This window comes from Mycobacterium hainanense, from assembly GCF_041890355.1.
Lineage (GTDB): Bacteria > Actinomycetota > Actinomycetes > Mycobacteriales > Mycobacteriaceae > Mycobacterium > Mycobacterium hainanense.
The window spans coordinates 1394016-1417203 of sequence record NZ_CP169059.1 but is presented as its reverse complement, the minus strand read 5'-3'; the positions used below and the strand labels follow the sequence as shown (position 1 = coordinate 1417203).

General features: G+C 67.7%; 18 protein-coding genes and 1 riboswitch. Of the genes, 9 read left to right on the top strand and 9 right to left on the bottom strand.

The window, feature by feature from the left end; translation table 11 throughout:
* The first annotated feature begins 78 nt into the window (after positions 1-78).
* Positions 79-369 (top strand): hypothetical protein, encoded by a 291-nt coding sequence (locus ACEL92_RS06805; protein ID WP_374024866.1) that lies wholly within the window; start codon positions 79-81, stop codon positions 367-369.
* A gap of 77 nt (positions 370-446) precedes the next feature.
* Here ACEL92_RS06805 and ACEL92_RS06800 read toward each other — a convergent pair whose 3' ends face one another.
* From ACEL92_RS06800 to ACEL92_RS06770, 7 genes are all read right to left on the bottom strand, one after another.
* On the bottom strand, positions 447-1931 hold the full coding sequence (locus ACEL92_RS06800) for an aldehyde dehydrogenase family protein (RefSeq protein ID WP_374024865.1): 1485 nt from the start codon (positions 1929-1931) through the stop codon (positions 447-449).
* Between the two features lie 90 nt (positions 1932-2021).
* Positions 2022-3236: a cytochrome P450 gene (locus ACEL92_RS06795; protein ID WP_374024864.1), complete on the bottom strand. Its 1215-nt coding sequence runs from the start codon at positions 3234-3236 to the stop codon at positions 2022-2024.
* A gap of 9 nt (positions 3237-3245) precedes the next feature.
* Entirely contained in the window at positions 3246-4235 is a 990-nt protein-coding gene (locus ACEL92_RS06790) for an SDR family oxidoreductase (RefSeq protein ID WP_374024863.1), read from the bottom strand.
* Complete coding sequence (locus ACEL92_RS06785; protein WP_374024862.1) at positions 4228-5364, bottom strand: spirocyclase AveC family protein; 1137 nt, start codon at positions 5362-5364, stop codon at positions 4228-4230. The genes ACEL92_RS06790 and ACEL92_RS06785 overlap by 8 nt, the downstream gene beginning before the upstream one ends.
* Positions 5364-6482: an ABC transporter substrate-binding protein gene (locus ACEL92_RS06780; RefSeq protein WP_374024861.1), complete on the bottom strand. Its 1119-nt coding sequence runs from the start codon at positions 6480-6482 to the stop codon at positions 5364-5366. Before ACEL92_RS06780 ends, ACEL92_RS06785 begins: the two co-directional genes overlap by 1 nt.
* A gap of 84 nt (positions 6483-6566) precedes the next feature.
* Positions 6567-7409 carry a CbbQ/NirQ/NorQ/GpvN family protein gene (locus ACEL92_RS06775; RefSeq protein ID WP_374024860.1) on the bottom strand — a complete coding sequence of 281 codons (843 nt, stop codon included), beginning with the start codon at positions 7407-7409 and terminating at the stop codon, positions 6567-6569.
* A gap of 108 nt (positions 7410-7517) precedes the next feature.
* A complete protein-coding gene (locus tag ACEL92_RS06770; RefSeq protein ID WP_374024859.1) occupies positions 7518-9209 on the bottom strand; it encodes a nitric oxide reductase activation protein NorD in 1692 nt (563 codons plus the stop codon).
* 166 nt (positions 9210-9375) lie between these two features.
* Here ACEL92_RS06770 and ACEL92_RS06765 point away from each other — a divergent pair, with 166 nt between their 5' ends.
* The 6 genes from ACEL92_RS06765 (at position 9376) to metE (ending at position 17963) form a co-directional block, all read left to right on the top strand.
* On the top strand, positions 9376-10521 hold the full coding sequence (locus tag ACEL92_RS06765; protein ID WP_374024858.1) for an acyl-CoA dehydrogenase family protein: 1146 nt from the start codon (positions 9376-9378) through the stop codon (positions 10519-10521).
* On the top strand, positions 10518-11621 hold the full coding sequence (locus ACEL92_RS06760; protein WP_374024857.1) for an acyl-CoA dehydrogenase family protein: 1104 nt from the start codon (positions 10518-10520) through the stop codon (positions 11619-11621). Before ACEL92_RS06765 ends, ACEL92_RS06760 begins: the two co-directional genes overlap by 4 nt.
* Before the next feature lie 273 nt (positions 11622-11894).
* Positions 11895-13175: a TetR/AcrR family transcriptional regulator gene (locus tag ACEL92_RS06755; protein WP_374024856.1), complete on the top strand. Its 1281-nt coding sequence runs from the start codon at positions 11895-11897 to the stop codon at positions 13173-13175.
* A 77-nt stretch (positions 13176-13252) separates the two neighbouring features.
* A complete protein-coding gene (locus ACEL92_RS06750) occupies positions 13253-14095 on the top strand; it encodes an SDR family oxidoreductase (RefSeq protein WP_374024855.1) in 843 nt (280 codons plus the stop codon).
* A gap of 83 nt (positions 14096-14178) precedes the next feature.
* The gene (locus ACEL92_RS06745; protein ID WP_374024854.1) at positions 14179-14832 is read left to right on the top strand and encodes an SDR family oxidoreductase; all 654 of its coding nucleotides are present in this window, start codon (positions 14179-14181) and stop codon (positions 14830-14832) included.
* 522 nt (positions 14833-15354) lie between these two features.
* A riboswitch (cobalamin riboswitch) is annotated at positions 15355-15551 on the top strand.
* A 141-nt stretch (positions 15552-15692) separates the two neighbouring features.
* Positions 15693-17963 (top strand): 5-methyltetrahydropteroyltriglutamate--homocysteine S-methyltransferase, encoded by a 2271-nt coding sequence (gene metE / locus ACEL92_RS06740; RefSeq protein ID WP_374024853.1) that lies wholly within the window; start codon positions 15693-15695, stop codon positions 17961-17963.
* A gap of 37 nt (positions 17964-18000) precedes the next feature.
* Here the strand turns inward: metE and ACEL92_RS06735 are convergent, their stop codons facing one another.
* Positions 18001-19740 (bottom strand): DUF3556 domain-containing protein, encoded by a 1740-nt coding sequence (locus ACEL92_RS06735; RefSeq protein ID WP_374024852.1) that lies wholly within the window; start codon positions 19738-19740, stop codon positions 18001-18003.
* Between the two features lie 123 nt (positions 19741-19863).
* Between ACEL92_RS06735 and ACEL92_RS06730 the strand changes: the two genes are divergently transcribed.
* Positions 19864-20079 carry a hypothetical protein gene (locus ACEL92_RS06730; RefSeq protein ID WP_374024851.1) on the top strand — a complete coding sequence of 72 codons (216 nt, stop codon included), beginning with the start codon at positions 19864-19866 and terminating at the stop codon, positions 20077-20079.
* 117 nt (positions 20080-20196) lie between these two features.
* Here ACEL92_RS06730 and prpD read toward each other — a convergent pair whose 3' ends face one another.
* On the bottom strand, positions 20197-21705 hold the full coding sequence (gene prpD, locus ACEL92_RS06725) for a 2-methylcitrate dehydratase PrpD (RefSeq protein WP_374024850.1): 1509 nt from the start codon (positions 21703-21705) through the stop codon (positions 20197-20199).
* A gap of 118 nt (positions 21706-21823) precedes the next feature.
* On the opposite strand from prpD, the gene ACEL92_RS06720 reads away from it, so the two are divergent.
* Positions 21824-23188: a flavin monoamine oxidase family protein gene (locus ACEL92_RS06720; protein ID WP_374024849.1), complete on the top strand. Its 1365-nt coding sequence runs from the start codon at positions 21824-21826 to the stop codon at positions 23186-23188.

Here is a 23188-nt window from a genome sequence, read left to right as displayed (position 1 = left end):
CCGCGACACCAGTTCTTCGGCACTCTGTCATGTGCCGTCCATTTTTCCGCGAGCCTCGGCGACGTAGGGTGCCCCGATGTGAGCACCCTTGCACCGGGCCCCGGTTGGTGGCTGGCATCGGACGGCAAGTGGTATCCCCAGCAGTGGGAGACCACCTTCGTCGCATACACGAACGAATCCCTGCAAGCCGTGCTGGACGAGGCCAACCGTCTGACGCAGGCCTACGGACAACAGGGCTGGGAGATCGTCGGGTCGTCGGTGCAGCGCACCCAGGTCGCCCACCGCTTCAAGGACTATGACAAGGGCGGTGACCACTACTTCGAGTGGAGCATCGTCTGCACGCTGAAGCGGCCCGTCGCGCCTACCTGACACACGCCGAGATTGCCGCCGCGGTCACGGATGAGCCCAAATCCGCAGCCATGACGGCAATCTCGAGGCGCTGATCCCTAAACCGCGGGATAGGCGACCGATTTGATCTCGGTGTACTGGTCGAACCCGGCGACACCGTTCTGCCGGCCCACCCCGCTGTACTTGTAACCGCCGAATGGCGTGTCGGCGCCGTACGGAGCGCCGCCGTTGACGCCCATGAACCCGGCCCGGATCCGGCGGGCCACCGCCAGCGAACGCTCCAGCGAGCCGGACATCACGTTGCCCGCCAGCCCGTACTTGCTGTCGTTGGCGATCCGGATCGCGTCCTCCTCGTCGTCATACGGGATGACGGACAGCACGGGCCCGAAGATCTCCTCCTGGGCGATCGTCATGGAGTTGTCGACGTCGGTGAAAAGCGTTGGCCTGACGTAGAAACCCTTGTCGAAGCCGGTGGGCGCGTCGGGGCCGCCGACCAACGCGGTGGCGCCCTCCTCGACGCCCTTGCGGATGTAGCCCATCACGCGGTTGCGCTGCACCTCCGAGATCACCGGCCCGCACAGGGTTCCGGGATCCTGCGGGTCGCCGCACGTGACGTTCTCGTAGATGCTCTTGAGGATCGCCACACCCTCGTCGTAGCGGGACCGCGGCAACAACATCCGGGTGGGGTTGGCACAGCCCTGCCCGGCGTGCATGCAGGGCGCGATGCCGATCGCGCAGGCCGCGCCGAAGTCGGCGTCCTCCAACACGATCGTCGCCGACTTGCCGCCGAGCTCCAGGAACAGCCGCTTCATCGTCGCGGCACCCTTTTCCATGATCCGCTGGCCGACCACGGTGGAACCGGTGAAGGAGATCAGGTCGACCTTTGGGGAGAGCGTAAGTTCCTCGCCGACAAAGTGATCCGACGCCGTCACGACGTTGACGACGCCCGCGGGAATGTCGGTCTTCTCGGCGATCAGCCTACCGAGCCGGGTCGCGTTGAACGGCGTGTTGGGCGCCGGCTTGAGCACCACGGTGTTGCCGGTGCCCAGCGCCTGGCCGAGCTTGTTGAGGGTGACCTCGAACGGGAAGTTCCATGGCACGATCGCGCCGACCACGCCCACGGGTTCGCGCCAGACCTTGCGGGTGGTCAGCGTGCCGGTCAGGCTGATCACCTTATCGCCGAGGTCGGTTTCCCAGGCGTACTCGTCGATCAGCCTGGCCGGGTACTTCAGTCCATCTTCGAGTGGGGCGTCCAGCTGGGGGCCGAAGGTGATGGCCCGCGGCGAGCCGACCTCGAGGATGAGCTCCTCGCGCAGCTCCTCCTTTTCCGACTCGATGGCCTCGTGCAGCTGCAGGAGGCACCGCTTGCGCAGTTCGCGGTTGGTCGACCAGTCGCTCTCGTCGAAGGCGCGCCGCGCGGCGTCGATCGCCCGGTGCATGTCCTCCTTGGACGCGTCGGCGACCTCCCCGAGCGGCTCCTCGGTCGCCGGATTGATGTTGGTGAAGGTGCCGGCCTGTCCGTCGACGAGCTGGCCGTCGATCATCATCTTCGGCTCGAACCGCACCTTTACAGCCTCGGTCATGTTTGTCACTCTCTTCTGCGTCGTTGAAAGGCTACAGAGAGCCTTACCGGAACCTAGCCGATTGGCAAGCGACGGCCCCCACCGGCCTGGTCATTGGGGGTCGAACAGCACCGGCACCGACGTCGGCGAACGGAAAACCTGCCCGCGGATGTGCGGGTCGTCCGCGTCGGGGTCGAGCCGCAGGTTGGGCAGGCGGTCCAGCAGAAGGTTGATGGCGGTGCGCATTTCCAGCCGCGCCAGATGCATGCCGAGGCAGACGTGCACGCCGTGGCCCCAACCCAGGTGTGCCCTGGGCGAGCGGAAGATGTCGAACCTGTCCGGATCGGGGTAACGGTCTTCCTGGCGGTTGGCGGACCCCAGCATCGGCATCACGGTCGAGCCCTCCGGTATCGGCACCCCACCGAGTTCGGTGTCGCGGGTGGCCACCCGGGTGATCGTCAGCAGGGGCGGTTCCCAGCGCACACCCTCCTCGATGGCCAGTGGCAGTAGTGACCGGTCCGCGCGGATGGCATCCAGCTGCCCGGGGTCGGAGAGCAGCGCGAGCAGCAGGCTGCCCAGGGACCGGTACGTCGTTTCCACCCCGGCGGGCAGGAGCAGCCGGAGAAACGAGTAGATCTCCTCGTCCTCGAGCTTTTCCCCGTCGATCTCGGCCTGGGCCAGCGCGCTGATCAAATCTTCCTTCGGCTCGGCGCGGCGGGCCGCCAGGATGGGTGCGAAGTAGTCGCAGAGCGCGACCGAGGCGGCCAGGCCGCGCTCGGGATTCAGGATCCAACTCAGCAACGAGATCGACCACCGCTGGAACTGGGGATAGTCCTCTACGGGCAGGCCCAGCAGGCCCGCGATGACCTGACTGGGGTAGTCGAAGGTGAATTCCTTGACCAGGTCGGCCTTTCCGTTCGCCGCGAACTTGTCGATCAGGCGGTTGCCCACCCGTCCGACGAGCTCATCTTCCCAGCGCGCCAACGCCTTCTGCGAGAACGCCTTGGACACCAGTGACCGCAGCCGCCCGTGCACCGGTTCGTCCATGCCGAGCATGACGCGCTCCCCCAGCACCGGCCCGAAGGCGGCGATGACGGCCGCCGACGAGAACGTCTCGTTGTCGCGCAGCATCTGCTGGGCTTCCTCGTGGCGGTAGACGATGAAGACCGGCTTGGATTCCTCGTGCGGCATCCCGGAGACGTCCAGGCGCTGAATGGGCTCCTCGCGGCGCAGCCGCGCCAACTCCGTGTACGGGTCGCGCACGTCCCCGGAGACCGCGTCGTCGAAGGCGCCGAAGTCCTCCAGGTCGTCGAATAACTGTTCCATACTTTCCCCTCAGTCCCCTTGAGTTCCCTTGCGCTTCGCCGCCAGCGCGGCCAAGCGTTGCAACACCGGCTGCGGTAGCACGCGCGCCGCGACGACCATCGCCCGCTGGCCCACCGTCAGGGGCCACGCCCCGTCCCGCATCGAACCCTGCCTGGGTATGCCCAGCACCACCCGTGACACATGGTGCATGCCGGACGCCGGCAGGATCCTGTTGGCCGCCAAGAGCATCGACGCATCCGGCCCGACGCCACGGCGGCGGAATGGCACCCGGTCGTCCAGCGCCTGCACCAGGCCGTCGGTGAATTTCTCGGGTGGCCTGGCGAGCTTCATCGCGGCCCGGCCGCGGGTGTTCATGGTGTTGTGCAGCCGGGCGTACGGGCCGCCGAAGTCGCGATCGTCGGTGGTGCCCGCGTCGGTGATGATTTCGGTGTCGTACGCGCCGGCGACCAACACGGTGACGCCCAAGCCGAAGGGCGCGATCTCACACGCCATGGCCTCTCCCCACCGCTCCAGCGCGGCCTTGGCCGCGGAGTACGGCGCGGTGGCCGGCTGGCCGCGCACCCCGGCCGCACTGGAGACCAAGACGATGCGTCCCTGACCGGCCGCCCGCATCGATGGCAGCAACGCCTGGGTAAGCGCAACCGGGCCCAGGACGTTGGTTTCGAACATCCTGTGCCACAACGCCATATCGGTCTCCTCCACCATTCCGGCGGCCGCGATTCCGGCGTTGTGCACCAGAGCGTAGGGAGCGCCGACGGCCCCCTCGATGGCCTTGGCCGCCGCGGAGATCGACGCGGGATCCAACAGGTCGAGTTGCACGCCGACCAGCCAATCGTCGTCGTCGCAGGCGCCGGTGGCCTCGCGCAGCGACGCCATCGCGCGATCGGGCGTCCGCATCGCCGCGATCACGCGCCAGCCTTCGCGGTACAGCCGCACCGCCGAGGCGAAACCCAGACCGCGCGACGCGCCGGTGATGACGACGGAGCGCTGCTCAGCCATGCGCGCTCGGGGTCGCGCAGGGGCCCACACCCGGCGGCGGAGGATCGACATGGGGCCGCCCGTTGGGCTCCCCGCTGGCCCAGGTCGACCAGATGCCGACCGAGTACGGGCCCTGCGCACCAGCCTTTTCGTAATAGCCTTGCGGGTCATACACTTTCGCCTCCGGGTAGGGCCAGGGGCACGCGACCGAGGTCGCCGCGTGGCTGACCTTGATGACCCAGAACCACGCGCCGTAGGCGAAGTAGGACACGTTGATGATGGCGAACATCACCAGGAACGTGCCGAGCACCGGACGGGTGGGGAAGATCCTGGCCTTCGCGGCCAGTTTCTCGGCCACCGATTTACCGGTGTCGTCGCGGTAGCACAGGATCGCCGCCGGAACCATCACGAAGGTCACCGAGAACGATTCCCAGATCAGCGGGAACTGGAAGGTCGTGCCGGTGAACACCGAGCCCCACGGAATCACCTGGGAGTAGATGTACATGCCCCAGTGGATGAGGGTGTTCTCCAAAAACGCATCCATGACAAAGCCGATCACCATGGTGACCAGGCCGAGGCACACCAAGGGGTGCCGCGACACAAAAGCCTCGGGCCCGTATTTGGCCTGTAGCTTCCGCAGAATCCAGACTGCCGGGAAGTAAGGGCCGAAGTAGAACATGACGTAGCCGAACACCACGAACGGCTCGACCGTTGGCGACAACGAGACGAGCGGCCACGACTCCGGCCAGTGAACGAGGTCGGGGTTGTACACCGCGAACGGCGACCAGTTCATGATCGGGTCCTGCCACACGATCAGCGTGGTGCACAGGAACATCAGCATCACCGGGCTGCCCGGATTGCGCCGCCAGCCCCTGATGAACACCAACAGCAGCACGATCAACGCCACCACGGTGGCCCAGTCCAGGAATCCGATGTAGTCCAGCCCGAACGTGAATTTCACCGGACGCGGCCGACCTTGCACGTTTGGGTTGGCGACCCGCGGGTCGAGGGCTACGCGGCAGTTCGCGATGAAGAACAGCGTGAACGCCGCCAAGGCGGCGCCGGCGATCCAGCCGCCCCAGCCGCGCTTGTCAGGTCGGGCCGCCGACTTCTCCTCCGCGACAAGCGGTATGGACTGTTCCGTCGACATCAGCCGTCCTCTCCGAAGCGATCGACCAGGTGCGAATTGGTGCCGTCGGCGTCCAGAGTCCGCGCCACCAGGTAGCCGGCGCCCATCCACGCGCGGCGCGTCCACTTTCCGAAGGAGACGCGCGTGCCGGGGGCGCCCGATGCGGCCGGCATCATCTTCACCCGCTCCAATGCCTCTTTGACCCCGCGCGGGCTGAGTGGGTGGGCATCGGCGAACGCGCGGACGAGTGTGGCGGCAACGTCATGGTTGACCACCGATACGCAATATTCGGGCCGGCTGCCGTCGTACTTCTTCGCGTAACGGTCGAGGAAGTCCTGGCCGAGCCGATTCTCCTCGTCGTACTGGTCGACCCCGACCCACCCCATGAACGCGTCCCACATGATCGGGTTCACCCAGGCGTTCTGGAATGCGGTGGTGGTGAATCGCGGGGGATCCCAATTCACCGCCTGCAGCGCGGGATTGATGAAGACGATGCCGAAGCCGAAGCCCAGATGCACGATCGCCTCGGCCTTGGCCTCGTGCAACGCGCGGACGGCGTCGTTGATGTCTTGCGCGGTCTGCGCGATCGCCGCCTCCGCGACGATGCGAATACCTCTGCGGCGGCAGGCGCTTCGCAGATTCTTCAGATAGCTCTCGCCGATCAGGTTCTGCTCGACGAGGACACCGATTTCGCAGAGCCCGCGCTTGGCGACCAGGTCGGCGATGAAGATCGGCTCATCGGTCATGGAGCCCTGCGGAAACGCGAACGTCCATTCCCCCAGCCAGTCGTCGGTGCCGGTGACGCTGATCGCCGGCACCTTGAACCGCTCTTCGATCGCCTCGCGGGTGGGCACGCAGTTGTCGGTGATGTGTGGCCCGAACACCACCAGGCACCCTTCGTCGACAAGCTCCCCGAACGCGTCGATCACGGCCTTGACCGAACCCTTGGGCAGGCCCTCGACCTCGCGATAGATCATCCGCACGGGGCGGTCGATCACGCCCTGTTCAAGCGCTTCTTCGAAGACCAGGTCGAAGCACCGCGTGAAACTCGCCATCAACTCCTCGGGGAAACCCGGTGGCAGCGTGAAGTCCATCAGGTAGCCGACCTTGATCGGCTCAGCGCTGCTTTCGTAGGACATCGGACCTCCCGAACTTCACGCGCACCGATTCAATGCAAACCTAATTTTTGTTCAGACCCTAGCGGCAGCCGTATGCAGCGTCAATCATTCGACCGCGCCGCCCAGATAGATCTCGATCACCTCGGTCAGGGCCCTGCCCACGGCCACGTCGTCGGTTAGCGGGCCCGCGATCGCGGCTCGAGCCGCCTCCCGCATGGCGAGCCCCTCTGCCACCAGCCTGGCCGCGGCGATCAGCACGCGGGTCGATGCCACCTCGCGCAGCCCACCGGTTTCCAATCGGCGGATGGCCTGCCCCAACCGCACCAGCTCCGCGGCGGTGGCGTCGTCCACGCCTGCCTCGTGCGCGACGATCTCCTCTTCGACATCGGCTGCGGGAAAATCGAATTCGATGGCGACCATTCGCTGCCGGGTCGAATCCTTAAGGTCTTTCAGCACGCTCTGGTAGCCGGGGTTGTAGGACACCACCAGGCCGAACCCGGGCGCCGCGTCCAGGGTAACGCCGAGCCGCTCGATCGGCAGCTGCCGCCGGTGGTCCGCGAGTGGATGTAAGACCACGGTGGTGTCCTGCCGGGCTTCCACCACCTCGTCGAGGTAACAGATCGCGCCTTCGCGCACCGCCCGCGTCAACGGGCCGTCCACCCACACCGTTTCGTCACCCTGCAGCAGGTACCGACCCACCAGGTCGGCCGTAGTGAGGTCGTCATGGCAGGCGACCGTGATCAGCGGCCGGCCCAGATCGTGGGCCATCGCCTCGACGAATCGGGTCTTGCCGCAGCCCGTTGGCCCCTTGAGGACGAGGGCCAAACCCTGGCGGTACGCCGCCTTGAAAATGGCCTCCTCGCCGCCGACCGCCTGGTAGTAGGGGCGCGCGCCCTCGGCCTCGGGCATCGCGCCGTTCCGGTGCACCAGCCCGGACTCGTTGGCCATAGCTTCCCCTCTGCTACCCACGGTGAGTGCAGCCTATCGCGGAACAGATGTTTGTTTCAAGATCTCTGACGAGCACGTTTAGGCTCGACAGTCGATTTTCGTGCCACGTCATGACACTCGGCGCCGGACCTCGGCCGAGCGCAGCGCGGACCGGAACAGCGGGCCGATCACGCCCGCGAGTTGGTCCGGGCGGGCGATCGTGGCGTGCGCGGCGCTACCGAAAACCCGGCGCAGCGACGGCACGTCGGTACCCGCGCCGATGGTCAGGCACACGCAGCCGGTGCCGCGACGGCGAGCTTCGGTCAAGGCGCGGCGCGCATCGGCGGCGCCGTAGGGCCGCTCGTAACCGTGGTCGTAGGCCAGTCCATCGGAGAGCACCACCAGCAACCGCCGCGACGTACCGCCGCGCGCCTCCAGCACCGCCGACCCGTGCCGGATGGCCGCGCCGAGGCGCGAATAAGCACCCGGCTCAAGGCTGTTGAGCCGGCGCATGACTCGGGCGTCGAGGTGGTCGTCGAATCGCTTGACCGGCACCATGTTCACCGCGCGCCGGCCCTGCGAGTAATAGGCGTAGAGCGCGACCCGGTCGCCGAGGTCGTGCAGCGCGACGGTGAGGTTGGCGACCGCCGTGCGCTGTTGCTCGTGCACCGTGCGCCCGACCGTGCCGGGCTCCGCGGCCGAGCCCGAGACGTCGAGCAGAAGTAGCACGGACAGGTCCCGCCGGCGCCGCAGGCTGTCGAGGTACACCGCCTCGTCGGGCACCGAACCCGCGAGCACCTCGACGCGGGCCTCGACCGCCGCGTCGATGTCGATGTCGTCGCCCTGCGGCTGCCGGTGGTGGCGGTGCAGGCCCATGCCGAGCCGGGACAGCGGGCGGCGCACACTGATGGCGGCTTCGATCGCGTGCGTCGCGGACGGTTTGATCTCCGCCTCGATCTCGCGCACGGTGCACCACCCCGGCCGGTACATCCTGCGTCCGGCGTCCCATTCCGGGTAGGTGAAGCCGTCGGTGGGCGCCGACCGGACCTCGCCGTCGCCGCTCGATGTGGTGGCCAGCGACGTCACCGCGTGCAACCCGCGCTTGGCGGAGTTGGTCCGGTGCGTCGGGGCGTCCGCGCCCGGCTGCCCCCCGCGACTGCCGGTCTTGCGGGCCGACGAGAGCATCTTCTTCAGCCACTTGCCGATGAAACCGCCCCCTCCCACCGGGCTGGTGAACATGTCGGGATTGTCGGAATCGTCGATTTCGCCCTCGTCAAGTTCTTTCAGATCGTTGGTACCGCTGGTTTTCGGGATGTGGCCGGGTTGCCCCTTGTCCCCCTGTTCGGCCGCCCGGGCGGACGCGGCCAGCACCTTCGCCGCGCGAAGCACGCCGAATTCCGGTGCGGGGGCGCCGATTGCCGAGCGCCCGACGGCGATCCGCAGCGAAGCGGCGGGCGAGTCGCTGCGTCCCGCGGTGTCGGGGTCGGCCAGGGACGCCAGAACACCGGGCAACAGGCCGGCGTTGGCGACGAGCGCGCGATGACCCTCCACCGCCAGGTAGCGCTTGGCCACCCGAGGATGGCGCAGCAGGCGGCGCATCACGTCCGGATCCAGGCTGCCGGCCGCGATCATCGACGCCTGCACGGCAACAGCTTCGAGCTGCCGGCGACGGCTCGCACCCGCATCGATGTGAATGATCTGGCCGTCGGTCCATGACGGTTCGCCCGGACGCAGTTCGGCCACCGCCACGGCGCGGCCCGCGAGCGCGGATGCGAGCAAGCCTAGGCCCGGCAGCCGGTCACCACGAACGTCGGTGGACACGTTCAATCTCCGAACCGCCTGGACCTCGTTGACCAAATATCTGTTTCACCGTAGAGTCCGGTGCCACCGCAGTCAATCGGGTGGGCGCCGCCGCCGTTGTTGACCGGCAATCCGGTCAACCGTAGAGTCCGGCTAGGTCGCATATTCACCAGGAAATCAAGGAAAAGTGGACTTTTCATACCCGGCGGAAGTGGAACAGTTCCGCGTCGAGCTGCGCGACTGGCTATCGACGAACCTGACCGACGAGCTGGTGGCCGCCCGCCGGCCCGCCGGACGCGATGACGCCGCCTTCGAGAGGCTGCGCGCGTGGAGCGCGACGATGGCCGACGCGGGCTGGGCCGCGGTGTCGTGGCCGCGCGAATACGGCGGCCGCGGCGCGACGGTTCTCGAGCAACTCGTCTACACCGAGGAAACCACACGTGCCCGAGCACCGATGCCGCTCAACATCATTGGGCTGAACAACATCGCGCCGGCCATCATGCAATACGGAACCCAGTCGCAGAAGCTCACGCTCCTCCCCCGCATGATGCGGGCCGACGACATCTGGTGTCAGGGAATGTCGGAACCGGAAGCGGGGTCCGACCTTGCCGCACTGCGTACCCGCGCGGTGCGCGACGGTGACGACTTCGTCGTCAACGGCCAGAAGATCTGGACGTCGCTCGGGCACCGGGCGGACTGGTGCCAGCTCTACGTGCGCACCGACCCCGAAGCGCCCAAGCACAAGGGCATCTCCTGCCTGATCGTTGACATGACACTGCCGGGCATCGAAGTCCGTCCGCTGGTGACCCTCAACGGCGATGCCGATTTCGCCGAGGTCTTCTTCCACGACGTGCGCGTGCCGGCGGACGCGTTGCTCGGCCCGCTGAACGGGGGATGGCAGGTGGCCACCACGACGCTCAGTCACGAGCGGGCCGGGGCCGCCCGGCTGTACGCGGAGATGCAGGTGCGGCTCGAGGAATTGACCGACGACATCGCCGCGCACACCGACGCGCTCGAAGACCCCGTGACGCTGCGACGCCTCGGCGAAATCGCGCTGCGCATCAAGTATCTGGAGGTCCTGTGCCAGCGGTCGATCTCGGCCACGCTGCATGGCGGTGACGCCTTCGGATCGGCGAGCCTCGCCAAGACCGTGTGGGGTGAGATCGGACAGGACATGGCCGCGCTGGCCTTCGACGTGCTGGGCACGAGCGGCGCGGGCGCGCCATGGGCGAACTACCGCCTGACGTCGCGCTCGCTGACCATCGCGGGCGGTACCAGTCAGATCAACAAGAACATCACCGCCCAGCGGGTACTCGGGTTGCCGCGCAAATGAACCTCGAACTCTCCGACGAGCAGGTCGCCCTGCGCGACACCACCCGACGTTATCTCGCCGAAAAGGCTTCCGTCGCCGACCATGTGCGCCCGCTGCTCGACGACCCGACCGGGGTCACCGACGCTGTGTGGCGCGGCCTGGCCGGCCTCGGGACCACCGGTCTGCTGGTGCCGGAGGCTTTCGGCGGCGCCGGCATGACGATGGTCGAGGCCGGAATCGTGGCCGAAGAGCTCGGTGCCGCTTTGCACCCGGGGCCATGGTTGTCGACCGCGGTCGCCGCCGCCCGAGCCCTGACGCGGCTCCGGCCCACCGACGCCGCGGCCGAGCTGCTGAGCGGGATCTCCGACGGCACCACGGTCGCCACCGTCGGCTTCCTCGATGCCCAAACCGCTTCGGTGGCCGCGAGCCGGCAGGGGGGCGACGTGGTCGTGCGGGGCGAGATCACCGCCGTCCCCGACGTCGCAGCCGCGGACGTGTTGTTGGCACTCGCCGGGGACGACGGCGGTCAAGGGCTTTTCGCGGTCCGCACCGCCTCGCCGGGTGTCTCGGTCGCGCCGGAGCGCGGTATCGACCGGACCCGCAAGCGTTTCCGGGTCACGCTCGACTCAGCGCCCGCGCAGCGGTTGGCCGCGGCCGACCCGGAGGACGTCGCCGCCGTGATCGACGACGTGCTGATCGCGACGGCAGCCGACGCGCTCGGCGCCGCGCGAGCCGTCATGACGGCGGCCGTCGAATACGCCAAAACCAGAACGCAATTCGGGCAGCCGATCGGCTCGTTCCAGGCGGTGCAGCACCTGTGCGTCGACATGTTCGAGACCGTGGAGTTGGCCCGCAGCGGCGTGATCCACGCGCTGTGGGCCGCCGACAACGCCGACGCCGACGAGCGGCACCAATCCGCCGTACGGACGAAGGCGTTCGCCGGTCGACTGGCCACGGTGGGCGACACGGCCATCCAGGTGTTCGGTGGGATCGGCTACACCTGGGAACACGACGCACACCTCTATCTCAAACGCCTGCTCAGCTGGAGCGCGTTCCTGGGTGGACCCGATCGATACCTCACCGAACTCGGTGCGCGCCTTGCGAGCCGGGGGCACCGGTGATGGGTATCGAGTACCTGCTCACTGCCGCCCGCCCGGCCCCCAAAACACTCGACCTGGACGCGCCGGGCAGACATTGCGGCGCGGCTGCCGACGGCCGATCGGCGCGTGTGACCGTTGGGACGACCCGCCGCTTTAGAATGGTGTGGCACCGCCGCTATGCAGCGCGTTCGATACGCCGGGTCTGATAGCCTCTAACAAAGATTTGGTTCGGTGAGAGGGACGAATGCGAATGGGTGCCAGTCCGCAGTCGTCCGGGCGCGCGCACGGCTGATCATGCCGAGAGCGGAGCCATCGGGAGCCGGCGCCACAGCCGATTTGGGGACGCGCCGCAACGAGATCCTCACCACCGCGGCCTCGTTGATCGCGCAGTCGGGATTGCGGACCTCCCTGCAGGAGATCGCCGACGCCGCAGGCATTCTGCCGGGCAGCCTCTATCACCATTTCGAATCCAAAGAGGCGATCCTCATCGAGTTGATCCACCGCTATCAGGAGGATCTGGACCGAATCGGGCAAGCCGCGCAAGCGAAGCTGGACAAAGCCGACCCGCGCCCGGTCCCCGAGCAGATCGCCGAGCTGGGCTCGGCCATCGCCAACTGCGCCGTGCAGCATCGCGCCGCGCTGCAGATGTCCTTCTACGAGGGTCCGAGCACGGACCCGGAGTTGATGAAGCTGACGCAGCAACGGCCGGTGGCGATTCAGGAGGCGATGCTGCAGACGCTGCGGGCGGGCAGGTGGAGCGGCTACATCAAACCCGACATCGATCTGCCCACGCTGGCCGATCGCATCTGCCAAACCATGCTGCAGGTCGGCCTCGACGTCATGCGGCATAAGTCGCCTGCGGACCAGGTGGCCGCGTTGCTTTGCCGAATCATGTTGCAAGGGCTGGCGACCCGTCCACCGACCGACTCGGCATTGGACCGGTCCAGCGCCTTCGCGGCCGCCAGAGACGTCATCGAGACCTGGTCGGACGACAGCGAGGCCGACCCCAGTGACAAGGCGGCGCACGTCCGTGCGGTGGCACGAACGGAATTCGGCCGCAAGGGCTACGAGGCCACCACTATCCGCGACATCGCCTCCGCGGCCGGCCTGGGCACGGGCACCGTCTACCGGGTCATCGGCTCAAAGGACGAACTCCTCGCGTCGATCATGGAATCGTTCGGCCGCAAGGTCGAGGCGGGCTGGGTCAGCGTGCTGCGCTCGGATGCCACGCCCATCGAGAAGCTCGATGCGCTGAGCTGGGTAAACGTCAATGCCCTCGATCGGTTCTCCGACGAATTCCGCATCCAACTCGCCTGGATGCGTCAATCACCGCCGGACACCCCCAACCCGGGCTGGCTATACGCGACCCGACTGCGGCAGATGAAAACGCTTCTCTCCGAAGGCATCCGGTCGGGGGAAATCAGTGTGGACGCCGCGTCCACCGCGATGCTGGCACGCTGCGTCATCGGCCTGCAGTGGATACCGGAGAGCATCCTCGCCGAGATCGGCAAGCGCGCGGCGCTGGTGCACGTCCGCGACACCGTTCTGCGCGGCGTCGCGGTTCGCACCGGGTAGGTATTGAACCAAAAAACTGTTACCCATACAGTTGGGCGATTAGAACCGCGTTGGCAGTGAACGAGAAGGGGATTTCCATGACTATTGTCGATCGGTTGCGCTACGACGGCAAGCGGGCTCTCGTCGTCGGTGGCGCCACCGGCATGGGCGCGGCCGCGGCCAAGTCAGCGGCCGAACTCGGCGCCGAAGTGATCGTGATGGACTACGCGCCGGTGAACTACGACGTCGCCAAGTCCATCCAGGTGGACCTGCGCGATCCCGCATCGATCGACTCCGCAATCGAGCAGCTGGACGGTCCGATCCACGCCCTGTTCTCGGCCGCCGGCATCGCCGACGGGACAACCGACCTGATGGCGATCAACTTCATCGGCCACCGCCACCTCATCGACCGGCTCCTCGAGAAAAACCAGCTGCCCTCGGGCTCGGCGATCTGTTTCATCTCCTCGGTCGCCGGCATGGGCTGGGAGAACGACCTGGACCTGCTGACGGAGTTCCTCGCAACGCCGGACTTCGCCTCCGCACAGGAGTGGGTCAAGGCGCACGAACCCGAAGGCATCATCCACTACGGCTTCTCCAAGAAGGTCGTCAACGCCTACGTCGCGACCCAGGGCTACCCGCTGCTGAAGAAGGGGATCCGGATCAACGCGATCTGCCCCGGCCCCACCGACACCCCCCTGGCTCAGGCCAACGCCGACCTCTGGCTCACCTTCGCGCAGGACTACCGCGAAGAGACCGGTTCGAAGGTGCACACCCCGGAGCAGATGGGCGACGTGATGGCGTTCCTCAACAGCGCCGCGGCCTTCGGCATCAGCGGCATCACGCTGCTGGTGGACTACGGCCACACGATGGCCTCGCTGACCAACGCCTACCCGCCGGGCAAGCCGATCATCGACATCATCATGGGGCGCGTAAAGCTCTAGCGGGGGTCCGCCACCACCGGCGTAGCTCCGCGCAGCCGCGAGCGCCCGGCTGGCCGGGCGCCCGGCGCCGGTAACGTCGGGGCATGGCACGGATCATCATCATCGGCGGCCACGGCAAGGTCGCGCTGCAGCTCGCCCGCATCCTGAGCGACCGCGGCGACGAGGTGAGCTCGGTGTTCCGCAACCCAGACCACACCGACGACGTCGCCGCCACCGGCGCCACGCCCGTCGTGGCCGACATCGAGCGACTCGACACCGATGCCCTGGCCGGCCTGCTCGCCGGGCACGACGCCGTCGTCTTCTCGGCCGGGGCCGGTGGTGGCGACCCGGCGCGTACCTACGCCGTCGACCGCGACGCCGCCATCCGGGTGATCGACGCCGCAGCCCAGGCGGGTGTGAGGCGGTTTGTCATGGTCTCCTACTTCGGCGCAGGGCCGGATCACGGTGTACCACAGGACGATCCGTTCTTCCCCTACGCGGAGGCCAAGGCGGCGGCCGACGCCCACCTGCGCGGGAGCGGCCTGAACTGGACGGTGCTTGGACCGGGACGGCTCACGCTCGAACCGGCCACCGGCCGCATCGAGTTGGGCAGGGGCAAGGGGGAAGTGTCTCGCGCCGACGTCGCCCTCGTGGCGGCCGCCGCGCTGGCCGACGACTCGACCGTCGGACGAACCATCGACTTCAACAACGGCTTGGACGAGACCGGGGTGCCCATCGCCGAGGCGCTGAAAAGCTGACCGCCGCGCAGACGCGTGAAGGTTGCCGACTGTCCGGGCTTTTTCGACGAGGCGGGAACCGACCGGGGCGTGGGTCTTTGTGGCTGCCCAAGCTGCCGCCAGTGCCGAGGGCCTAGTGACGAGGGCGCACAGTGCTTAAGGTTGCGCGGGAGCGGGCGCAGGCGCCTTTCCCGACAGGCACTGTTGAAGCTCCGGACTACCGGGGGCGAAGTCGAAGCCGCAGTTGCAATCGTGAGCGTCCTTGGGCGGGAGGCCATTGCAGAAGTCCGTGCCGGCCGAGGCCGGTGGCGCGGTCCACATGACGCCAGCGGCCAAAATCGCCACCGCAGCGCCGAGCGTGGACCTCAATAACTCTCGTCTTCATGTTGGGATTCCTTTTCTGGCGGTGAAGCATTTGTACCAGTGCGGACGGTTCCGCGCTGTGTATGACGGGTGCGCTAACCGGCCGCCCGCCACCGCTTGGCCGTGACGGTCTGTAAGCTCCGCTACGCAGCTGGTCTGCCGTCGCCGCCCACCGCGGCTTCGGCATCGAGCGAGGCGGGTTAGTAACGCTTCGCGAGAGGGAACCCGGTGAGAGCCCGGGACTGTCCCGCAGCGGTATGCAGGAACGACCGCCGTCACCGAGCACTGGTCGCAAGACTGGGAAGCGACGGCCAGTAGGAGCACCAGCCGGTGCGCGCCTGCGAGTCCGAAGACCTGCCAGCTGTGCCGGGCGCGCCGCGCCCGGCGGCTCATCGCCTCGTGGAATGGGCGTTTGGCTGCGCCGGTTGCGGTTTATGTACCTACAGGTGCCACCGCGACCGGATTGGCTTGCGTCCGTTGGCGGTGACCACCCCGTCGATTGAAGGACGAAAGATATCGTGACCCCTCAACCATTTACCGCAACGGTCGTCGGCTCCCCGCGCATCGGCCCGAAGCGCCAACTCAAACGCGCGACCGAGGGCTACTGGGCCGGACGAACCAGCCGTTCGGAGCTGGAATCCGTCGCCGCCACGTTGCGGCGCGACATGTGGGCCGGCCTCGCCGCCGCCGGGCTGGACTCCGTCCCGGTGAACACCTTCTCCTATTACGACCAGATGCTGGACACGGCGGTAATGCTCGGCGCCCTGCCGGCGCGGGCGGCGCAGGTGCCCGACGACCTGGATCGCTACTTCGCCGCCGCCCGCGGCAACTCCGATGTGGCGCCGCTGGAGATGACCAAGTGGTTCGACACCAATTACCACTACTTGGTTCCCGAGATCGAGCCCGCGACCACGTTCGCGCTCAACCCCGGCAAGGTGCTCTCGGAACTGAAAGAGGCTCTCGAGCAGGGCATTCCCGCGCGGCCGGTCGTGATCGGGCCGATCACGTTCCTGCTGTTGAGCAAGGCGGTCAACGGCGGTAGCGCGCCGATCGAGCGGCTCGAGGAGCTGGTGGGAATCTACTCGGAGCTGTTGCCCCTGCTCGCGGACAACGGCGCGCAGTGGGTTCAGTTCGACGAGCCGGCATTGGTTACCGACATCTCCCCCGATGCCCCCGCGCTCGCCGAGGCCGCCTACAACGCCCTGGGCAAGGTGGGCAACCGGCCCGGCATCTACGTCGCGACCTACTTCGGTGATCCCGGCGCCTCCCTGGCCGGGCTGGCCCGCACCCCGGTCGAGGCGATCGGCGTCGACCTGGTCTATGGCCCCGACGCGGCGGTGGCGGGCATCCCGGAGTTGTCCGGCAAAACCCTGGTCGCTGGCGTCGTCGACGGGCGCAACATCTGGCGCACCGACCTGCAGGCGGCGCTCGGCAAACTGGACACCCTGACGGGTTCGGCTGGCGCCGTGGCGGTTTCGACCTCATGCTCCACGATGCACGTGCCGTATTCGCTGGAACCCGAAACCGATCTGGACGACGCGCTGCGCAGCTGGCTGGCGTTCGGGCAGGAGAAGGTGGCCGAGGTGGTGACGCTCGCGCGCGCCCTGCGCGACGGGCGCGAGGCCGTCGCCGACGAGATCGCGGCGTCCAATGCGGCGGTGTCGTCCCGCAGGAGCGATCCCCGGTTGGACAACGACGAGTTGCGGGACCGCATCGACTCGATCGTGGCCACCGGGACCCACCGCGGCGACGCTGCGCAGCGCCGCGCCAGCCAGGAAGCGCGGCTGCACCTGCCGCCGCTGCCGACGACGACCATCGGCTCCTACCCGCAGACCTCGGCGATCCGCAAGGCGCGCGCCGCGCTGCGGGCCGGCGAGATCGACCAGGCGGAGTACGAGAAGCGGATGCGCAAGGAGATCGCCGACGTCATCACGCTGCAGGAGGAGCTGGGTCTCGACGTCCTGGTGCATGGCGAGCCGGAGCGCAACGACATGGTGCAATACTTCGCCGAGCAGTTGGAGGGCTTCTTCGCGACGTCCAACGGATGGGTGCAATCGTACGGCAGCCGCTGCGTGCGTCCGCCGATCCTCTACGGCGACGTCATCCGTACCCACCCGATGACCGTCGAGTGGATCAAGTACGCGCAGTCACTGACCGACAAGCCGGTGAAGGGCATGCTGACCGGTCCGGTCACGATCCTGGCCTGGTCGTTCGTCCGTGACGATCAGCCGCTGGCCGACACCGCCAACCAGGTGGCGCTGGCCATCCGCGACGAGACCGTGGACCTGCAGTCCGCGGGCATCGCCGTCATTCAGGTCGACGAACCGGCGCTGCGGGAGCTGCTGCCGCTGCGCCGGGCGGATCAGGAGGACTACTTGCGTTGGGCGGTAGGGTCTTTCCGCCTGGCCACCTCCGGCGTCGCGGACTCCACGCAGATCCACACCCACCTGTGCTATTCCGAATTCGGTGAGGTGATCGGGGCCATTGCCGACCTCGACGCCGACGTCACGTCCATCGAGGCGGCGCGCTCACACATGGAGGTGCTGGACGACCTCAACGCGATCGGCTTCTCCAACAGCGTCGGGCCGGGCGTCTACGACATCCACTCGCCGAGGGTGCCGAGCACCGCCGAGATGGCGGAGTCGTTGCGCGCGGCACTGAGAGCCGTTCCCGCGGAACGGCTTTGGGTCAACCCCGATTGCGGACTCAAGACCCGCAACCCCGACGAGGTGACCGCGTCGCTGAAGAACATGGTCGCCGCGGCGCAGGAGGTGCGCGCCGGGGCCTAGCCGCGTGTCACGCCAGCGTGGCGCTCCGCGCCGAACGTCACGCTGGCGTGGCTTCGTCTGTAAGCACCTCGACGGGAACGTCGTCGGCCCACGGTTGCCGGGTCACCATGTCCGCGACCCGGACGGTGCCGCGCTCGAACTCGCCGGTCGCCGCGTCCACCAGCCGGTACGCCTGCGTCTGCTTGTGGATGGGCTGCGCGTCGAGCAACACCACTCGCACCTCGCCCGGCTCGAAGTGGCAACGCTCCTGCAGTGCGGCGATCAGTTGCTCGTTGTGCATGTGGCCGTCGCCGAAGTTCCAGCCGATGGCGGTGCTGCAGATGCGTTCGCCGTCGGTCAGCACGTAGTCGTCCTCGTTCTGGCCCGCCATCGCGCGATGCGCCAGGGTGAACAGCGCACGACCGTGAGTGTTGAACCCGCGGAACGCATATCCCATGTAGAGCGGGATCTGCGCGGCCTCCGGACTGCCATAGAACCGCTCCAGCTGGGCCTGCGGCATGCTGGCGATCGCCACGATGCCCCTGGCGATCTTGTCGCTCGCCGATCCCTTGATGCACCACAGGGTGGTGTCCCAGTTACCGGCGTAGTACCGCATCCCCGGCAGAAACGAGATCTTGCGGGGGAACATGTTGCCCAGCACGACGATTCCCGCGATGACGACGAACAGTATCGCCACCACCACGGGGTGCCTCAGGTCGCGCAGCCCCAGGCGGGCGTGCGCGACGAACAACGACAGCACACCGAAGATCATGAAGACGTTCCACTCCAGCGGCACGCCCATCGGGATCGACACCAGGATCCCTAGGTGGAAGCACACCATGACGATGGCGGCCACGGTGATGGGCCAGCCGCTGTGGCAGAAGAACAACGGCAGCGGCACCAGCATCTCGATGGCGGTGCTCACGTGCGCCAGCCATCGCGACAACCGCCCGGGCCGCAGGTCGTCCGGGAAGTTCTCGAAGAATCGCCGCTTCAGCGAGCGGGGCCGCACCAGCGGGTTGTTGGACATCATCGTGGAGATCACGAACGGGAAGTGTTTGTTGAGCTTCGACGTGGCGGCGCCCATCCAGATAACCAGGAACACCACCTTGGACCCGACGATCATGTCCACCCCGCCGAAGAGGAACGTCACCGCCATGGTGGCGTAGACCTCGCCGCGCGCGGCCAGGAAGATCACCTTGTCCCGCAGGCCGAGGACGCCGAGCAGCAGCAGGATGAGCACGATCTTCCAGGCCGGCAGCAACCCGATTCTCGTGCCGAGCTCTGGCATCGGGCCCGTGCCGTCGGCGAACAGCGCGCTCAGCGTCACCAGCAGGAACAGCGCGTACAGCGCCACGTCGATCGGCTTGCGCTTGGTGCCCTCGGTCAGCGGGACCCGGTCCGGCCACGGTGGCAGCCGGATGGTGCCGAACCGCATCCAGTACAGGATCGAGCCCATGGGCGGGAAGAACCGGTTGTTCAGCGGGCCGAAGCCGCAACCCAGCCCGATCACCTCGAACAGCATCGTGTACAGCACGACCTTCTCGAACACGATCGGCTCCGACCACCAATGCGCGACGTTCGTGAAGCCGCCGAGTCCCCTGGTGGCCGAGGCGAACACCCACGCGCCGAGGATGTAGAGCAGGATTTTGGCGACGTAGAAGAGGTGCAGCGCGACCGGCGTGCCGAAGCCCACCTCGGCCCAGTGCTTGGCCATCGGCCGGATCTTCTCGCTACGGCTGCCCTTGTTCCACTCGGCCATGTCGAGCTGTGGCAGCTCAGGCTTGAGAAATCCCATGGTGGTCAGATTAAAACGTGTTCTAGCTCGGCGGCACTCGAGCCGCGCAAGAAATCTTTGCCTCTGACCCGGCCCCCGGATACCGTGAAACCGGATCGGCGCGGCCGATAGGAGGCGTCCACCATGAGCAGGCTTCGAATCGTCATATCGGCCACGGCGCTGGCGCCGTTCGCCGCCCTCTCGCCCGTTGCGGTCGCCGGTGCCGACACCCCGGGTCCCGGCGATTCCTGCACGGTGTTGCACGCGACCACCCAGGACGCCAACGGGCGGACGATGTGGTGCAATCCCACGATGACCGGCGCGCACAACCTGGTGTGGCAGTACGGTGGGCCCGCCTAACCGGCGGTCCCCCCGTCGAAAGTGTGCGCCGAAGGCATCCAGTGTGTGCTGAGGGCGAGAAACCGCCGGGATTCCAGCCCTGGACGCACACGCAAAGCCGTGGACGCACACGCGATTTCACTCACTGAAGATGCCCGGTGCGATCGCCGGCGCCCGCTCGAGCACCCCGCGGTCGACCCGAAGATTCAACGCCCCGAGCTCGCCCGCCCGCATGTCGGCCAACGCGGCCACCGCGGCCAAAAACCTCTCCCGCTCAGCCGGTTCCACGACGGTGCCGGCCAGCTCGGTGAACTTCTGGACGTACTGCGGACGCCGGAACGGCCGCGCACCCAACGGATGGGCGTCCGCGACGGCCAGCTCGTCGACGATCACTTCCCCGCTGTTCAGCGTGACCTCGGCCCGCGCCCCGAACGCCTGCTCCGCCGGATCCGGCGAGTGATAGCGGCGGGTCCACCCTGGATCCTCGACCGTCGAAATCTTGTGCCACAGTTCGACCGTGTCCGGCCGGTGGGCCCGCTCGGCGGCATAAGACCGCTCGTGGTGCCAGCTCCCATCCTGCAGCGCGACGGCGAAGATGTAGGGCAGCGAATGGTCGAGCGTTTCCCGCGACGCGTCCGGGTCGAATTTCTGCGGATCCCCCGAGCCCGTCCCGATCACGACATGGGTGTGGTGGCTGGTGCGCAGCACGATGGTCGAGATGTCGCGGAGGTCGTCGATCCGGTCGCGGAGCCGCCGCGCCAGGTCAATCGGCGCCTGGCTCTGGTATTCCGCCGAGTGCTCCTTGGTGTAGCTGTCCAGGATCGCGCGCTTGGGCTCGCCGGGAGCGGGCAGCGGCACCCGGTACTCGCGGTCGGGGCCGCCCAGCAGCCAGGCGATCACCCCGTCCTCGCCCTCCCAGATGGGCGCCGGCGATCCCTCGCCGCGCATCGCCCGATCCACTGCCTCGATGGCAACCTTGCCCGCGTGCGCGGGGGCGAAGGCTTTCCAGCTGGAGATCAGCCCCTTGCGCGACTGGCGGGTGCTGGTGGTCAGGTGCAGCGCCTGCCCGACGGCCTGGTAAATCGTGTCGGTATCCAGCCGCAGCATGGTCCCGATGCCGGCGGCCACGGACGGTCCCAGATGCGCGACGTGGTCAATCTTGTGTTCGTGCAAGCAGATTCCGCGGGCCAGGTCGATCTGGATTTCGTAAGCGGTGACCACGCCGCGGATCAGGTCGGTGCCCGGCAGTCCCAGCTGTTGGGCCACCGCGACCAGCGGGGGAATGTTGTCGGCGGGGTGGGAGTATTCGGCGGCCAAAAACGTGTCGTGGAAGTCGAGTTCGCGCACGGCGACGCTGTTGGCCCAGGCCGCCCACTCCGCCGAATAGGTTCCGTCGACGCCGAGAACACTGGCCCCGCGCGGCGCCGGATGGGCCAGCGCCTGCTGCCGTGCCACCGTGACGGGCCGGCGCAGCACGGCGGCGGCGCTGACGGCCGCGTTGTCGATGATTCGGTTCGCCACCATCTCCGCGGTTGCCGGCTCGACGGCAACCGGGTCGGCGGCGACCTCGGCGATCTTGGCCGCCAGGTGCTCGTCGCGGGGAAAGTCGTCGGAGCTGCGCCGTGCGCGAACCGTATGCGTCAACACAAATCCGCACCTTATGGCCGGCAAGAAGGCGCGCAGAAATCTGAGTTAACCGACCACCACCGGAACCGCCCGCGGTGTAGTTTGCTGCTGGGGCGGAACACAGGTTGAGGAGACGGCCGTGTCAGACGTCGATTACTGCGTGGTCGGAGCGGGTTTCGCCGGTCTGACGGCCGCCCTGCGGCTGAAACGGGCCGGCCATTCGGTGGCCTTGCTGGAGGCGCGCGACAGGGTCGGCGGCCGCACCTTCACCGAATACCGTCCCGACGGCACGTGGATCGATCGCGGCGGCGCGTGGATCGGACCGGGCCAGGACCGGATCTACGCGCTGATGGGCGAATTCGGCGTCGCCGAGTACAAGCAGCACAACGACGGCGACGCGATGATGATCGTCGACGGCAAGAAGCACCGCTATGGCGGCACCGTCCCCTGGACGATGAGCCCGTGGGCCGTCGCCAACCTCGGTGTTGGTTTGTTGTCCATCGAGAAGATGGCCAAAACGCTTCCGCGGGAAGCCCCCTGGGATGCCAAGCAGGCGGCCGAGTGGGACCGCATCAGCGTCGGGGAGTGGATCGAACAGAGCACCATGTCCAAGCAGGCCCGCGAGATGCTGGACATGGCGTTTGCCGGCCTCTACACCTCGGCGGCGTCAGAGACGTCGTTGCTGTGGGGGTTGCTGCAGACGGCGTCGGCGGGCGGGCTGACGTTCGCGATCTCGGGCAAGGGCGGCTCCCAGGACGCCCGCCCGGTCGGCGGAATGGGCGCCATCTACGGTCCCATCGCGGCCGAACTGGGCGACGCGCTGCACTTTTCGCAACCGGTCCGCCATATCGCCCAAGACGCCGACGGCGTGACGGTGACAGCGGCCGACCTGACGATCCGCGCCCGGCGGGTCATCGTGGCGATACCGCTGGCGGTCGCCCCCTCGATCGTCTACGACCCGATGCTGCCGGTGGACCGGGCGATGCTGCACCAGCGCATGCCGAGCGGCGCGGTCATCAAGACGTCGATCGTCTACGACGAGCCCTTCTGGCGCGCGGACGGGCTGTCCGGCCAGTCCGCCGCACCGGGTTCCCCAGCCACCCTGACGATCGACGCCTGCACCGACACCGGCGACCCCGGCGTCATGTGTGTCATCACCGAAGGGCGCGCGGCGCGGCGGCTGACGAAGCTCAACGAGGCCGAGCGAAGGGCGGCGCTCGTCGGCGAGTTGATCGACCGGTTCGGCGAGAAGGCGAGGTCGCCGCGGGAGTACCACGAGCAGAACTGGACCATCGAGCAATACTCTGGCGGCGGGATGATCGGGCACGCACCGACCGGCGTGCTGACCGAATTCGGCTATACCCTGCGCGAGCCGTGTGGGCGTATCCACTGGGCCGGCACCGAGAGCTCGGCCATCATGTGTGGGTGGATCGACGGCGCGATCCGCTCCGGTGAGCGTGCGGCCGCTGAGGTCCGGGAGGCCGAGACCGCCGCGGTCGCCTAG